The following is a 15,555-nucleotide window of genomic DNA, read 5'->3' as shown; positions in this document are numbered from 1 at the left end:
TACTAAGCTGGGCTTTTAAATGTATTAACTACTGTCTTTGTTAGTCGAGCATATTACGCAGTACATATTGTAAAATACCGCCGTGTTTGTAGTAATCCCACTCTTTAGGGGTATCAATACGTACGTCAGCACTCAAGGTTACTTTTTTACCTTCGGCATTTGTAGCAATAACGGTTACTTCATCGGTTTTATCGTACAGGCCATCAATATCAAATTGTTCTTGCCCTGTTAACCCATGAGACTCGTAGCTTTCACCTTCTTTAAATTGCAGCGGTAATACACCCATACCAATTAAGTTAGAGCGATGAATTCGCTCATAGCTTTGTGCTACAACCGCTTTAACGCCTAGTAAAAGTGAGCCTTTGGCCGCCCAGTCACGAGATGAACCCGTACCGTACTCTTTACCCGCTAAAATAATGAGTGGCGTATTATTTTTTTGATACTCCATTGCTGCATCATAAATACTCTCTAGCGTATCGCCAGGCTGAGTACGTGTTACGCCGCCTTCAGTACCTGGTGCTAGTAAGTTTTTAAGACGAACATTAGCAAACGTGCCACGCATCATTACTTCGTGATTACCACGGCGTGAACCGTACGAGTTAAACTGCGCTTTATCTACGCCATTTTCTTGCAAGTATAAACCTGCTGGTGCATCTGCTTTAATAGCGCCCGCAGGAGAAATATGGTCAGTGGTTACTGAATCCCCAAGCTTAGCTAAACAACGTGCACCTTCGATAGTAGGAATACCCGGTGGTTCTACTTTCATACCATCAAAAAATGGTGCTTTTTTAATGTAGGTAGATGCGTCATCCCAATCGTAAAGTTTGCCATCTGGTATTTTAATTTGCTGCCAACGGCTATCGCCTTCGTAAACGTTAGCGTAGCTTTTTTCGAACATTTCTTTAGTTACTGTTTCTTTAACTAGGTCACTTACTTCTTTAACGCTCGGCCAAATATTTTTAAGGTAAATATCGTTACCGTTAGCATCTTGAGCCAGGGGTTCGTTGTATACGTCAATATCGGTTCTGCCCGCAATGGCGTAAGCAACAACAAGCGGAGGGGATGCTAAAAAGTTCATTTTAACATCTTGGTGAATACGACCTTCAAAGTTACGGTTACCCGATAAAATAGAGCTAACCACTAATTTATGCTTTTGAATCGCATCTGATATTTCAGTCGCTAGTGGGCCTGAGTTACCAATACAGGTAGTACAACCATAGCCAACTAAGTTAAAGCCTAAGCTTTCTAAGTCGTCCATTAAGCCGGCTTTTTCTAGGTAGTCGGTAACTACTTTAGAACCTGGAGCAAGTGATGTTTTAACCCAAGGTTTTACATTAATTCCTAACTGTTTTGCTTTTTTAGCAACCAAACCAGCAGCTAAAATTACACTTGGGTTAGAAGTATTAGTACAGCTGGTAATCGCGGCAATAACGCAAGCACCATCGTTTAGCTCAAACTCTTGTCCTTTAAATTTAACTTTAGCGGCGCCCATAAACTGCGCTTCATTAACTGGTTCATCTGGGTTTGTTGTTGGACCTTCGCCTTCGATACGAGCTTGTTCTTCATCGCTATTATCACGACGAGCCATACGTTCATCTTGAAAGTTTTTTAAATGCTGGCTAATCACTTCACCAGCCTTGTTTAGGGAAATTCTATCCTGTGGTCGTTTAGGGCCTGCAAGGCTTGGTACAACATCACCCAATTTAAGCTCGAGTGTATCGGTATAGCTAGCTTCGTCGCCATCGTTACGCCATAAACCTTGGTGTTTTGCGTAATCCTCAATGAGTTTTAGCTGCTTTTCGTCGCGGTTTGTTAAGCGAAGGTAGTTAATGGTTTCATCATCAATCGGGAAAATACCACACGTAGCGCCGTATTCTGGTGCCATATTCGCTATGGTTGCTCTATCGGCAAGTGGTAAGTCGGCAAGGCCGTCACCATAAAACTCTACAAATTTACCCACTACGCCATGGTTACGCAGTATCTCTGTTACTGTTAATACTAAATCGGTTGCGGTCGTGCCTTCAGGTAAGCGGCCGCTTAGCTTCATACCCACTACTTGTGGGATCAGTAAACTAATTGGTTGACCCAACATAGCTGCTTCGGCTTCAATGCCGCCTACACCCCAACCAAGTACACCTAAGCCATTTATCATGGTTGTGTGAGAGTCGGTACCTACGAGAGTGTCTGGGTAAGCGAATTTTTTGCCATCGCGCTCTTCATTAAAAACAACGCGTGCTAAGTATTCTAAATTCACTTGGTGAACAATACCGGTTGCTGGTGGCACTACTTTTAAATTATCAAAAGCGGTTTGTCCCCAGCGTAAAAATTCGTAACGTTCTTTATTTCGGTCGTATTCTAGTTTTGCATTTAAATCAAAAGCACCATCGTTACCATAACCATCTACTTGTACCGAGTGATCAATGACAAGCTCAGCAGGTGATAACGGGTTTATTTTTGCGGGATCTCCACCTAGTTTTTCCATTGCGTCACGCATCGCGGCTAAATCAACAATAGCGGGTACGCCGGTAAAATCTTGCATAACAACACGGGCGGGAGTAAAGGCAACTTCAGATGCAGGCTTTGCTTGAGGGTCCCAATTAAGGAGAGCTTGAATATCTTGTTCTTTTATATTTGCGCCATCTTCGTTACGAAGAAGGTTTTCAAGTAATACTTTTAAGGAAAAGGGCAATCGTTTCGCTTTGTCGCCAAGTCCTTTTAGAGAATGAATATGATATTGCTCACCATTTATTGTGAGCTGATGTTGGGTATCGAAACTATTATTCATTATTTGCCCCTTTATGAATTAGAAAAATATTTTGAAGAGTGACCTCTGTAGTGTTCGAGTTGCAAAGTACATACCAGTGTAAAAAATCGTGTTTAGAGAATGAATTTTGTACAGTTAATATAGTAGAGATGATGCTGAAAAGTTTAATTTCAAGAGATGATTTGAAAGAGGTAGGGTCAAAAGTTATTTCGACCCTTATTAATTATTGTAACCAACCTTGTTGCTTACCTTTAATACTCAAACAAAGTAAAGCAATGGCAATAATGATTACAAAAATAGGCATAAATACAGCACTTGCGCCAAGTAGCTCAATACTGTTTATGACCACAAAATTATAATATTGCTGAATTAAAATAGCGCCGAGCGATAGCGCAAAAGTAGGTGTTGCCAGCGCGTTTTTAGCAAGTAAAAACAGACAACCAAAAGTGCTTCCAAATACAGCTATAGCAAATGCAATGGTTGACCAAATAGGAATGTTAGAGTAGGCAGTTTGTTGATCTAGTGGAAGTTTACCTATCATTTCGGGTGTCATCATCATGTGCATAGCAAATGCAATAACGCCAAGTAAGTTCCATATTAGTGCCGCCCATACAACTGGCTTAAACCAATTTTTAGGTGTTTTAACAGACATTTTATAACCTTGTTTTTATTATTATTAACTAGGTTATTAAAGAGTAAAAAGGCCAACTATACAAGTTGACCTTTTTATATAAAAAGAGGGCTTTTAAATGCTTAACCAAATGAAATAGGACGACGACCTGTTTTATCATCTACTTTTGGTTTTTTAGTTCGCTTGCGCTTACTTTTAGCTGGCTGATTTGTTGGTTGTGGTGCAGCTTGCTTTGACTCTGCCTGAGTTTGTACCGCAGGTTTTTCTGCAGGGGTTGCATCTTCACTTAGCGCAAGTTTAAAAAATTCGCCATCAAATTCTAATACATCGCCACTGTATAATTTTTTCCGCTTTATTGTACAAATTTCATGGTTAACACCCACATAGCCTTCGGTAATTAGGTTTTTAGCTTGGCCGCCACCTTCAACTAAGTTTAGTACTTTTAATAATTTACAAAGCTCAATCGGCTCTTCTTCTAATTCTATTTCTATGTATTCTTCGTTCATATTTGCTCTCGGTGGGGTAACGCACAAGCTGTAGTATAAAGGCTTGCAGCTACTTTTGCACCAAAGCAAGTGACTTTCGTTAATTGTAATACGTAAATAGTTATGAAATTTTTTATGTATTTTATCTGTCTTTAAAAAAACTGAAGCAATTGAAGAGTAACCTTTGCAGCAGTTAATTTTACGTATGGCCTGCTAATTGCTAAAACTTTGGCGGATTAAATAGTTTTCATTAAATGGAGTAGGAAATGGGCGTAAGATTAGCAATGAAAAAAGAGCTAATGGGATTAGACAATTCAGGTATGTTAACTGCTGACGATGTTAGAGAGCACCTTGCTAATTCTGTAAAAAAGCAAGCTGATCAAGATGAACGCGGTTTTTCTGTAATTTCAAAGTTCAATGATACCCATAGCCGTTTAGTTAGTGGTGATGCCACGAGAAAAACAAAACTCGAGTTTGAACGACATCGTTTATTTAAAGAAGTTTTATATACTCGAAAAAGTGTTGATGCTTGGTTAGATAGCCAAACAAATTAAATTGCTATAAATAGTTACCTTTAATAGACTACAAGCGTAATCAAAAGGGGTAACTATGAAAAATGGAATTTTAATGTGTGTGTTGGCATTACCATTAGCTGCGTGCCAACAACCTACCGTGTATGTATTTAGTGAAAACTTGCAAGATGAACAGAGCAATCAGCTCGATGCTGCGCTAAAAGCACAATCGCTCCCTTATGAATATGTACCGCTGGCAATCCCATCAGAGTTTGGTGAGGCTACATTACTCTTATCAAGTGACAAAATTTACCCAAAAGAGACTGAGCAGTTAGCTACTATTATGCAGGGGCTAGGTTACGAGCCACAAGTTAACTATACAACGCGTTCAAATCATTTTTATGGTGATGGCAATATAGGCTTTTATCTAAAAAATGCAGTGGCGGGTACAACCTTTGTTATGCCTAAAAAGTTACGAACAACTCAATGCAGCGAAGACAAGTACAATGATTTACTCGTCACATTTACAGATAAATATGCTGACTTTACCTTACCCAGTGGCGCTGTTGTAAGGTTAGGTTGGGAGTTTTTATACGGTTACGTTGTCATTTATTACAAAAATTATTCGCAAACATACAGTCACTCACAACCACTTATAAATACGCCCTTTGGCGCCAAACCATCTGATACTTACAGGTTTACAGCTCACGTTAATAACCCCAGCTGGCTTGATTGCTCACTACAAATTATTTATATGGACTGAACTAACCGTGAGTTTCTATATGCTCGCTTAGTTTGGCAATGCGCAGACTCATACCTTCTATAATTCGGTCTTTAATTTTTTCGCGGATAACATTAGGTAAGCGGGTGAGTGCTTCAGGGGTAATAGCGAGGACTATACTGTCGGTTTTAGCGCGAGCACTAGTACTACGCTCTCGGTTATTTATAAAGGCACCTTCACCTATAAATTCACCGGGCTCTATAGTGCCAAGTTCTAGCAAATGATTATGTTTAAATACTAATAACGCGCCGCTAAGTACAATGTACAAACGTTTGTCGTTATCGTATTGCTTAAATAAAAATTGATGCTGGCTTACTAAATACAACAGGCCGAACGACTCTAATAAGACTTGGCGCTCGCTGAGCGTAAATTCTTTAAAAAAGTGCAGCCTGTTTATAATTTCCATTTGTTTAAACAAAGGAATATGTTCGATTAGCTTCATCAATAACCAAATGTGTTAAAAGCGTTTAATCAGCTAATATTGCGCTCTTTTAATTTTCGGGTCAACGTGTTGCGTCCCCAACCAATTTTTATAGCAGCATCTTGCTTATGACCAGAACAATTAGCCAGTGCGGTTTTAATTAAGCGAGTTTCTAGCTGGGCTTGAATGTCAGGCCAAATATTTTCTTTGCCTTGTTTAAGCTCTTGATTAAGCCATTGCTGAAACGCATCTAGCCAATCACCTTCTTCCTGGGTTGGCGAAGCATCCAGAATCTCTGGAGGTAAGTCTTGCTCGCTTACAAGCTCACCCGGTGCCATTACAGTAAGCCAGCGACAGGTGTTTTCTAATTGGCGTACATTGCCTGGCCAATTAAATAAGCGTAATTGCTCAGTTGCCTTAGGGCTCAGCACTTTGCTTTCTACTTGTAGCTCTTTAGCGCTTTTATGTAAAAAGTGTTGCGATAAGCTTTCTATATCTTCAGTACGCTCTCGAAGAGCAGGTAAACGTAGGCGCACAACATTAAGACGATGGAATAAATCATCCCTAAACTTGCCCTGTTTAACTAAATCTTCAAGGTTTTGGTGCGTAGCCGCAATAATACGCACATCTACTTTTATACTTTGATGGCCACCAACGCGATAAAACTCACCATCGGCAAGAACGCGTAATAAACGTGTTTGTACATCAAGTGGCATATCACCAATTTCATCTAAAAATAGTGTGCCGCCATTGGCTTGCTCAAAGCGGCCTTTACGCACGCTGTCGGCGCCCGTAAATGCGCCTTTTTCGTGGCCAAATAACTCTGACTCAACAAGCTCTTTTGGAATGGCTGCCATGTTAAGTGCAATAAATTGATTTTCTTTACGTGGGCTATGATTGTGCAGCGCACTGGCGACAAGTTCTTTACCTGTTCCAGATTCGCCATTTATTAATACGCTCATGCTAGAGGCCGATAGTTTACCTATCGCTCTAAACACTTCTTGCATTGCGGGCGCTTCACCAATTATGTGGGCACTTTTTGGTGGAGCTTGCTTGCGTTTAGTTTTTTTAGTGGAGTTTGCTCTGCATGCGCTTTCGACTAGCGCCACTGCTTCGTTTAAATCAAACGGCTTAGCGAGGTATTCAAAAGCACCTTTTTGGAATGCATTTACAGCTGAGTCTAAATCTGAGTGCGCAGTCATTATAATAACCGGCAGCCCAGGGTTTTGCTCTGCAATAAGTTCAAGCAACGCCATACCATCCATACCAGGCATTCGTACGTCAGAAACTAAAACAGTAGGTTGGCTAAACTTTAGGGCGCTTAGTACATCTTGCGCATTAGCAAAGCTCTCTGTGTTAAACCCTGCACGGGTTAGTGCTTTTTCAAGTACAAATCGAATAGAAGCATCATCATCTACAAGCCAAACTGTTTTCATGCAAACTCCAAACATTAATCTGCAAAGGGCAGATAGATATTAAATTCAGTATGTCCAGGCCAGCTATCACATTCTATATAGCCATCATGTTGATCTATCAGTGTTTGCGCTATTGAGAGTCCTAACCCAGAGCCACCTTCTTTATTGGTGATCATAGGGTAGAACAGTGTTTCGCGTACACTGGGATCAATACCTGGTCCGTTATCAGATATTTGGATCAACAAGGCTTTTTTAGGTGCTTTACCTGGGCGACGATGCTGATGATTAATGCGGGTTTTTATTGTTATTTCACCGCCATCTACAAGCGCCTGTTGGGCATTTCGAACAATGTTTAATACCACTTGCTGAATTTTGCCTTGATCAATGTATACATCAGGAATACTTGGGTCGTAATCTTTAACTAAGCTAATGTTAGAACAATTATCTAACGTACTTAGCCTTGCAACTGATTCAAGTGATTGATGTATATTGCCATACGATTTTTGCGGAAGTTGATTGGGTCCCAAAAGCCTATCTACTAGTTCGCGTAATCGGTCGGCTTGCTCAATGATGAGCTCAGCACATTGATCTCTTTCTTGTTGATCAACCTCATACTGCAATAACTGCGCCGCTCCGCGAATTCCACCTAAAGGATTTTTAATTTCGTGAGCTAAGCCTCTAATTAGGTTTCGGGCAGCTTGATATTGATGCATTTGATTAGACGCTTGGTCGTGCTTAATTTCGTCATCGGTTTGGCGCCACTCAAATAAAATATAAAGCGAGCCATTAAACTTAATTTGTCGTGTACTTACGGCTACTTTTGCATGGCGAGAATCGCTAAAAACCACGTCAGCTCTATGCTGCTGGCAATCTACGCCTTCAACTAATGAGTATTGTTCTATACGCTGTAAATCGATTGAATGGTAGTTAAAAAGGCTATCAAACGGTTGTTCTAACAAGCGCTTATTACCAAGGCCAAGCAGCTCGCTGGTACTGGTGTTGGCATATACAACGGTGAAGTTTTTATCAAGTAGCATGATAGCGGTTGTTTGATTTTGCCAAATGGCATCGAGTAGCTCAGGGCTAAAGTTTTTATTATTAATCATAGCTGCACCATTTTAGTGCGTGGATGTTTGCAAGCAAGTTATATGGTTAAATACACTGCTGCACGTTTAGTAATGCCCCAATTTAGTTACCTAGGTTTAGCCCTTTTCGGTGCATAAAAAATATGCAGGGTTCGCTTGTAGCAATAACTTGGTTTTTACTATTAAAAAGCTTTAATTGTAGTGTGTGCTGACCACGTTCTACATCTCTAATTGCAAAGGTTGAGCTGTCACTGGCTGGGCCGTGTGCTTTACCATCAATAAAAAGTTGTATAGTAAAACCCGTTTCAAAGCGTGGTTTTATTCGGCTAGTTACATAAACAGTGCCGGTATTTTCACGAATAGTCTGGTTATGATCAGGTGAGGAAATAGCAATACTAAAGGCCGCTTGTTGAGGCTGAGGTTGCTCGTCAAAAATGTCAGTATTTGTTGCAGGCATATTAAGATCTTGGCTGGTGAGTTTTACCTCTTGGGCCCCTTTATGAGGGGTGTCTGAGAACACTAATACGCCATTTTTATCTTTCCAAGCGTATATTTTTGTTTCACCGGCATAACCATAATTACTTAATCCTAAAGTAATTAATAGTAATAAAATCTTGTTATTCACTCTGCAGCCCTGCATTTTTATCGGTAACTTAACTTTAGTGGAGATTGACTAATTTTACCATTAAAAAAGCCCGCAAAGCGGGCTTGAGAACACACATATTTTTTACAGCTTAATTAACAGCTGTAGTACATTTCAAACTCAACTGGATGAGTTGTCATGTTAAGCTTTTCAACTTCTTTAGACTTAAGTTCGATGTAAGCATCGATTAAGTCATCAGTGAATACGCCACCTTGAGTTAAGAATTCACGGTCTGCGCTAAGTGCAGATAGTGCTTCGTCAAGTGATGCTGCAACAGTTGGAATTTCTGCTGCTTCTTCAGCTGGTAAGTCGTATAAATCTTTATCCATAGCATCGCCAGGATGGATCTTGTTTTTGATACCATCAAGGCCAGCCATAAGCATTGCTGAGAAAGCAAGGTATGGGTTAGCAGTTGGATCCGGGAAGCGTACTTCAATACGACGACCTTTTTCAGATGGAACCACTGGGATACGGATTGATGCAGAACGGTTACGTGCAGAGTATGCAAGCATAACTGGTGCTTCAAAACCTGGTACTAAACGTTTGTACGAGTTAGTAGACGCATTTGCAAAAGCGTTAATTGCTTTAGCATGCTTGATGATGCCGCCAATGTAGTAAAGTGCATCTTCAGAAAGACCGCCGTACTTATCACCAGCAAAAAGGTTTACACCATCTTTAGCAAGTGACTGGTGACAATGCATACCAGAACCGTTATCACCAACAACTGGCTTAGGCATAAACGTTGCTGTTTTACCGTATAAGTGAGCCATGTTATGGATAACATATTTCATTTCTTGAATTTCATCCGCTTTTAATACCATTGTATTAAAGCGAGTAGCGATTTCGTTTTGACCTGCTGTTGCTACTTCGTGGTGATGTGCTTCTACTACTTGGCCCATTTCTTCTAGAACTAGACACGTAGCTGAACGCCAATCTTGGAAGTCATCAACTGGAGCAACTGGGAAGTAACCGCCTTTAACACCTGGACGATGACCAGTGTTGCCATCTGCATATTCTTTATCTGAGTTCCAAGCAGCTTGCTTAGAATCAATTTTGTACATAGATCCAGACATATCTGATTTGTATTTAACATCGTCAAATACGAAAAATTCTGGCTCAGGGCCAAATAAAACAGTGTCTGCAATGCCTGTAGATTTCATGTAATCTTCAGCGCGCTTAGCAACAGAACGCGGGTCGCGCTCATAGCCTTGTAGTGTAGAAGGCTCTACTACGTCACAACGTAAAATTAATGTCGCTTCTTCAGTGAAAGGGTCTAGTTTGATTGACTCAGGAACTGGCATTAATACCATGTCTGATTCGTTTATGCCTTTCCAGCCTGCAATTGAAGAACCGTCGAACATTTTACCGTCTTCGAAAAAATCTTCATCAACTTGGTGATGAGGGATCGATACATGTTGTTCTTTACCCTTAGTGTCAGTAAAGCGTAAATCAATGAACTTGACGTCATTTTCTTTAATAAAATCTAAAACCGATTGTGACATGTGTCCTCCAACTATTGGGTTTTGTTATTGCTGCATAATTGCTTTGGTATTTACTAAGCTGATTTTGTGCCATTATTGTAACTGGCTGTTTATAAATTAAAAAAATATCATTGCATCAAAATGGAATATACAAACGCACCATATTGGTGCGTAAATATTCCATTTTAGTGCAAAATTTACAGAGCGTAATTTGTTGTTAATTTAATCAGCTGAAATTAGCATAACCTAAATGCAAAAGAGTAACAAAAAGATCGGAAAAATAGTCAAAAAGACTGTTTTTCAAAAAAATATTGAAATTTAATTCATATAATTGTCATATATAAAACAGATACTTAGTAAAAGTATTGAGAAAGTTTTAAAATATGTATTGGATAAACTTTCATCCATGTCATTAATGAGGGATAATATGCGCCCTTTTAAATCCTATGCTGGGACATCTCGCGAAAGCGTGGATGAGTGCGTAGATCTTGCAGGATCATTGAGAATTTAATTTCTCTGAGTAAATATATGAGCATCGAAAAGTTAAGAAATATAGCGATTATCGCGCACGTTGACCACGGTAAAACAACTCTGGTTGACAAACTACTTGAGCAATCAGGTACATTAGAAACACGCGGCGGTAACGAAGAGCGCGTGATGGACTCAAACGACATTGAGAAAGAACGTGGTATTACCATTTTGGCTAAAAACACAGCCATCTCTTGGAACGACTACCATATCAATATCGTAGATACTCCGGGACACGCCGATTTCGGTGGTGAAGTTGAACGCGTACTTTCGATGGCTGACTCAGTATTATTACTTGTTGATGCTCAAGAAGGTCCAATGCCACAAACGCGTTTCGTTACGCAAAAGGCATTCGCGCAAGGCTTAAAGCCAATCGTAGTTATCAATAAAATTGATAAGCCAGGTTCACGTCCTGATTGGGTTATGGATCAAATCTTTGATTTATTTGACAACCTTGGCGCAACTGACGAACAGTTAGATTTTAAAGTAATCTACGCTTCAGCTATCAACGGCTGGGCAACACTAGATTTAGACGAGCCATCAGACAACATGGAACCTATGTTCAAGATGATCGTTGACGAAGTATCACCACCGGATGCAGATCCTGAAGGTGACTTCCAAATGCAAATTTCTCAACTAGATTACAACTCTTATGTTGGTGTAGTTGGTATTGGTCGTATTAAACGTGGTTCTGTTGCTCCTAACCAACAAGTTACTATTATCAGTGCTGATGGCACTACACGTAATGGTAAAATTGGCGCAGTACAAAGCTACCTAGGTCTTGAACGTATCGAAACTGATAGAGCTTACGCTGGTAACATCGTAACTGTAACAGGTATTGGTGAGCTTAAGATTTCTGATACAGTTTGTTTCCCAGGAAACGTTGAAGCATTACCACCACTAAGTGTTGATGAGCCAACTGTAACAATGACATTCTCTGTAAATAACTCACCTTTCTGTGGTAAAGAAGGTAAGTTTGTAACGTCACGTAATATCCGTGAACGTTTAGACAAAGAATTAGTACACAACGTAGCACTTCGCGTTGAAGATACTGGTAGCCCAGATAGCTTCCGTGTTTCTGGTCGTGGTGAATTACACCTAGGTATCTTAATCGAGAACATGCGTCGTGAAGGTTACGAGCTTTCAGTTTCTCGTCCGGAAGTTATCTTACGTACTGTAGATGGCGTTCTAGAAGAACCGTTTGAAACAGTTACTATTGACTGTCAAGACGAGCATCAGGGTTCTGTTATGGAACAAGTTGGCCTACGTAAAGGTGAGCTTACTAACATGACTCCAGATGGCAAAGGCCGTATGCGTTTAGATTTCATGATCCCTAGCCGTGGTTTAATTGGTTTCCAAACTGATTTCATGACGCTTACTTCGGGTTCTGGTCTTATGTACCATACGTTCGATCATTACGGTCCTCACAAAGGTGGCGACATCGGTGTTCGTAAGAACGGCGTAATGATTGCAAATGCAACTGGTAAAGCACTTACTAACGCATTATTCAACTTACAAGAACGCGGCCGTTTATTCATCGGTCACGGTGTTGAAGTATACGAAGGTATGGTTATCGGTATTCATAACCGTGATAACGACCTTACAGTTAACGCCCTTAAAGGCAAGCAGTTAACTAACGTACGTGCATCTGGTACTGATGAAGCGCAAACGCTTTCTCCACACCTTAACTACTCACTTGAGCAAGCGCTTGAGTTCATCGATGATGACGAGCTAGTTGAAGTAACTCCACTAAACATTCGTATTCGTAAGCGTTACCTTACAGAAAACGAACGTAAACGTGCAGGTCGTGGACCTAAAGCATAATCTATTAATTTAGAATTATGATTTTAAAAGCCGCTGTATTGAAAAATACAGCGGCTTTTTTGTGTTTTGAAAACAAGAGCTGTAGGCTATAAGTCGTCAGCTGACAGTATTTAGCTCAAAATTACATAGCTACTGTTTTGTGATGAAATTTCCATAATATATTTACCTCTAAAAGCGCAGCGCCTCTTAACCTCTTTGTGAATAATTTACTTAAAGATCTTTTGCACAAGGAGAAGGGAATGAGAAGAGAAAGAGAGAGCTGAAACAGCCATAATGCAAAGTATCAGTGTTTGTTGGTGGGATTTTTTTGCGTTGGGTTTCGCTTCGCTCAACCCAACATACGTGTTCAATTATTTTATTGGTAGTTACTTACTTTTTAGGGAGTAGGGTGATTTTGCCAAATACGTCGGCATCTATAAATCCACGGTTTCTGTCGCCATTTACTGGCTGTACTTCGTGTGAGCCCATAAAGTGCTCGCGCACGTCACTGCCATCGTTATCGCAATACGCTAACATAAAGCCAATTACTTGTTTTTCGCTAAGTGTAATTGGGGTGTTTTTAGCACCTTCTTTATAATCATTAGGGTAGAGCTTTATTGCTACTTCCCAGGTAATGTTAAAAGGCGCAGTGGTGTTGCGCTTCCAGTTACTGACTAGGTGGTCGGTATACAAATGGGCTTTTTTATCAGGTCCGTAATCGGCGGCTTGGTTATCAAGGCCAATATGGTATGCCAAAGCGGTGTGATTAAATTGATGATTTCCGCCTGATGCATCGCTATCAATAAATACTTCAAGCGCATCGTCATCCCAATATTTATACGTTGGATCGGCGTGTGTATCTATTAAAACGTCATCCACAATATCGGCTTGTAGGTATAAATAGTTTTGATCCCACAGTAAGCGATAACGCCCTTTAAAGTCGGCATCGTTTGATGGCAGTGTGCCATCCATTAAATAAGGCATATCGTGCCAAGCGGCTTTATCCCACGCACTTTCTGATAGGCCATCAATAGTAATTGGAGTTGATGTATGTTCAACATCAATGGCCATTGCAGGCGTGCTTAATAAAAAGCTTAAGGCGAGTGCTAATTTTTTCATTAATTTCTCAATTTTATTGTGGATTTGTCTTAATGTAATAACAATCTTAAAACAGCTAAGTAAATAGTTATAGTGAAATACTTTCGCCTTCGTTTAAAATATACAGCGGTACTTTTGAATCCATTTTATTGTACATATGCAATAAGCGCAGCAAGGCAGAGTGGCTAGTATGGTCGCCCATTTTCCAACTTGAGTTACCGTATCCCCACGGTATCATTACTTTGCAGTTAAGTTCTTGTGCTGCGTTGAGCGCATCCTCTGGTGTAGTGTGAACGTAGCGGTAAAATTTGCCACTTTCTTTACTGTAGTAAGATGCGATTGGTATTAAGCACACATCTATATCGCCATATTTTTGCTGTATATCTTTAAAGTGTTTTGAGTAGCCCGTATCGCCTGCAAAAAATAAGGTACTGCCGTTTTGTTCAAGCAGCCAGCCATTCCACGCGTCTTTATTATTATCTTCGTAAATAAAGGGCACCAATACGCGAGCGCTAAAATGATGAGCTGGCACGGCATTAATAACTAAGTCGTCAATGTTGGTTGTTGAGTACCACGGCATTTCGCTAATATTAAAACCGCCGGTGGGGAAGTTGTCGGCCATACCGAGTGGTGTTAAATAGCGAGGTTTATTGCCAATGCTTTGTATGTCGGCTTTATTAAAGTGATCGTAATGAATATGCGAATACATTACAGCATCAATATTTTCCAGTTCTTGTTCACTAGGCCAAGCGCCTGCTTTACGATAAATACCACCGCCGAGTTTAAAGCCAAGTGCAACTGGAGAATCAAACTGATTTTTTACTGGATCAAACAGCACACTTTGACCATTTGGGGTGTTAATTACAAAACTAGCGTGACCAAGCCAGCGTACGGTATAGCCGGTGCTAAGCTGTGGTTTAGTTTGCTGGCCTTGGTACTGGCAGTTTTCGCTGCCGGTTTTGCATAGTAAGTCTGGGTGGGCTGGGTAGCAGTTTTCAGTACAGGTAGTGGGATATGTTTTTTCACCTGTGTATAAATTTTTATAACGACCGCTCTTATCATTAATAACAACAACTGAGTCAGAGCTGGTAATACGATTAATATTATTAGGTGCACCGCAGGCCGTTAATATACATAAGAGCATTGTTGCGATTAAAAAGCGTTTCATTGTAAATCCCTTTTAGCATTCCCTTTAACATAAAAAAGCCTGCAATTAAGCAGGCTTGTTAAAGTAACAAATGATTAGCCAGCGCTATTCATTTGTTCAATAAATTTGTTTGAATCGGCAATCGATTTGTTCATGTCGTTCATCAACAATTGAATATCGCGCTTAAGGTTAGTGAATTCACCTTTAATAGCCGATACCGCTTGTGCATTTAAGTTATGCTTTAGGTATAAAACGTTATCATGAAGCGAGGTTAATACTGGCTCCATTTTACTCTCTGCGCTGCGCATTGAGCGTAATAGCTGATCAAATTGACGCTTAGTCGCAGTTAGCTTTTTGCTGCTTTCACGCTTAAGTGATGCACTTTTGTACTGCTCTAACTCATCGGCCCACTCATCAAATAGCGCTTCTGCCACGTCTTCTACTTTATTGATGTTAGTTGATACTTCGTTAGCGGCATTTAAGCTCGACTCGTAATCATCGTTTAGTTGATTGTAAGTGTCTTGTAGTTCGCCACCATTAAAATCGATTAGAGTAGTTAAGCGCTCTAGTGCCGATTTAAATTCTTCTTGTGACTCTTGCTGCGAGTCTTTGGTTTCTTCTACGCGGTCAATAAGAATATCGCGTTTGTGAACACCCACTTTTTCCATCGCAGAATAATAAGCTGATTGGCAGCCAGTTAAAGTAAGTGTTACTACAAGCATTGAAACACTGAGTAATGTTTGTTTTTTCATTTGAATTCC

General features: G+C 40.2%; 14 protein-coding genes. 3 read left to right on the top strand and 11 right to left on the bottom strand.

Annotated features, from left to right (window positions below; genetic code table 11):
- Positions 1–40 precede the first annotated feature (40 nt).
- The 3 genes from acnA to I6E85_RS06525 form a co-directional block, all read right to left on the bottom strand.
- Positions 41–2,785, bottom strand: coding sequence for an aconitate hydratase AcnA (gene acnA, locus I6E85_RS06535; protein ID WP_024589528.1), 2,745 nt, complete (start codon positions 2,783–2,785; stop codon positions 41–43).
- Positions 2,786–2,987: 202 nt separating this feature from the next.
- Positions 2,988–3,416, bottom strand: coding sequence for a hypothetical protein (locus tag I6E85_RS06530; RefSeq protein ID WP_024589529.1), 429 nt, complete (start codon positions 3,414–3,416; stop codon positions 2,988–2,990).
- 101 nt (positions 3,417–3,517) lie between these two features.
- Positions 3,518–3,901, bottom strand: a complete 384-nt coding sequence (locus tag I6E85_RS06525) for an RNA-binding S4 domain-containing protein (protein WP_010554787.1) — start codon at positions 3,899–3,901, stop codon at positions 3,518–3,520.
- Between the two features lie 245 nt (positions 3,902–4,146).
- On the opposite strand from I6E85_RS06525, the gene I6E85_RS06520 reads away from it, so the two are divergent.
- Both I6E85_RS06520 and I6E85_RS06515 read left to right on the top strand, forming a co-directional pair.
- Positions 4,147–4,434, top strand: coding sequence for a hypothetical protein (locus tag I6E85_RS06520; protein ID WP_007582180.1), 288 nt, complete (start codon positions 4,147–4,149; stop codon positions 4,432–4,434).
- Positions 4,435–4,489: 55 nt separating this feature from the next.
- Positions 4,490–5,155 (top strand): hypothetical protein, encoded by a 666-nt coding sequence (locus I6E85_RS06515; protein WP_024589530.1) that lies wholly within the window; start codon positions 4,490–4,492, stop codon positions 5,153–5,155.
- A 1-nt stretch (position 5,156) separates the two neighbouring features.
- Here I6E85_RS06515 and I6E85_RS06510 read toward each other — a convergent pair whose 3' ends face one another.
- From I6E85_RS06510 to glnA, 5 genes are all read right to left on the bottom strand, one after another.
- Positions 5,157–5,615: a cyclic nucleotide-binding domain-containing protein gene (locus I6E85_RS06510; protein ID WP_010554789.1), complete on the bottom strand. Its 459-nt coding sequence runs from the start codon at positions 5,613–5,615 to the stop codon at positions 5,157–5,159.
- Positions 5,616–5,644: 29 nt separating this feature from the next.
- On the bottom strand, positions 5,645–7,030 hold the full coding sequence (gene ntrC, locus I6E85_RS06505) for a nitrogen regulation protein NR(I) (protein ID WP_007582175.1): 1,386 nt from the start codon (positions 7,028–7,030) through the stop codon (positions 5,645–5,647).
- A gap of 14 nt (positions 7,031–7,044) precedes the next feature.
- Entirely contained in the window at positions 7,045–8,115 is a 1,071-nt protein-coding gene (gene glnL, locus I6E85_RS06500; protein ID WP_007582173.1) for a nitrogen regulation protein NR(II), read from the bottom strand.
- Positions 8,116–8,197: 82 nt separating this feature from the next.
- Positions 8,198–8,719: a DUF4124 domain-containing protein gene (locus tag I6E85_RS06495; protein ID WP_024589531.1), complete on the bottom strand. Its 522-nt coding sequence runs from the start codon at positions 8,717–8,719 to the stop codon at positions 8,198–8,200.
- A 113-nt stretch (positions 8,720–8,832) separates the two neighbouring features.
- Positions 8,833–10,239 (bottom strand): glutamate--ammonia ligase, encoded by a 1,407-nt coding sequence (gene glnA / locus I6E85_RS06490; protein WP_024589532.1) that lies wholly within the window; start codon positions 10,237–10,239, stop codon positions 8,833–8,835.
- Between the two features lie 507 nt (positions 10,240–10,746).
- On the opposite strand from glnA, the gene typA reads away from it, so the two are divergent.
- Complete coding sequence (typA, locus tag I6E85_RS06485) at positions 10,747–12,570, top strand: translational GTPase TypA (RefSeq protein WP_024589533.1); 1,824 nt, start codon at positions 10,747–10,749, stop codon at positions 12,568–12,570.
- Between the two features lie 369 nt (positions 12,571–12,939).
- Here typA and I6E85_RS06480 read toward each other — a convergent pair whose 3' ends face one another.
- The 3 genes from I6E85_RS06480 to I6E85_RS06470 all read right to left on the bottom strand — a co-directional run bounded on the left by I6E85_RS06480 (position 12,940) and on the right by I6E85_RS06470 (position 15,546).
- Positions 12,940–13,668, bottom strand: coding sequence for a CBM9 family sugar-binding protein (locus I6E85_RS06480; RefSeq protein WP_024589534.1), 729 nt, complete (start codon positions 13,666–13,668; stop codon positions 12,940–12,942).
- A gap of 67 nt (positions 13,669–13,735) precedes the next feature.
- Positions 13,736–14,815 carry an MBL fold metallo-hydrolase gene (locus tag I6E85_RS06475; RefSeq protein WP_024589535.1) on the bottom strand — a complete coding sequence of 360 codons (1,080 nt, stop codon included), beginning with the start codon at positions 14,813–14,815 and terminating at the stop codon, positions 13,736–13,738.
- Positions 14,816–14,889: 74 nt separating this feature from the next.
- Positions 14,890–15,546, bottom strand: a complete 657-nt coding sequence (locus tag I6E85_RS06470) for a DUF2959 domain-containing protein (protein ID WP_007582161.1) — start codon at positions 15,544–15,546, stop codon at positions 14,890–14,892.
- Positions 15,547–15,555 lie beyond the last annotated feature (9 nt).

The sequence above is a fragment of the Pseudoalteromonas sp. NZS71 genome (assembly GCF_015864715.1).
Classification (GTDB): domain Bacteria; phylum Pseudomonadota; class Gammaproteobacteria; order Enterobacterales; family Alteromonadaceae; genus Pseudoalteromonas; species Pseudoalteromonas arctica.
This window is presented reverse-complemented; position numbering and strand designations above follow the sequence as displayed.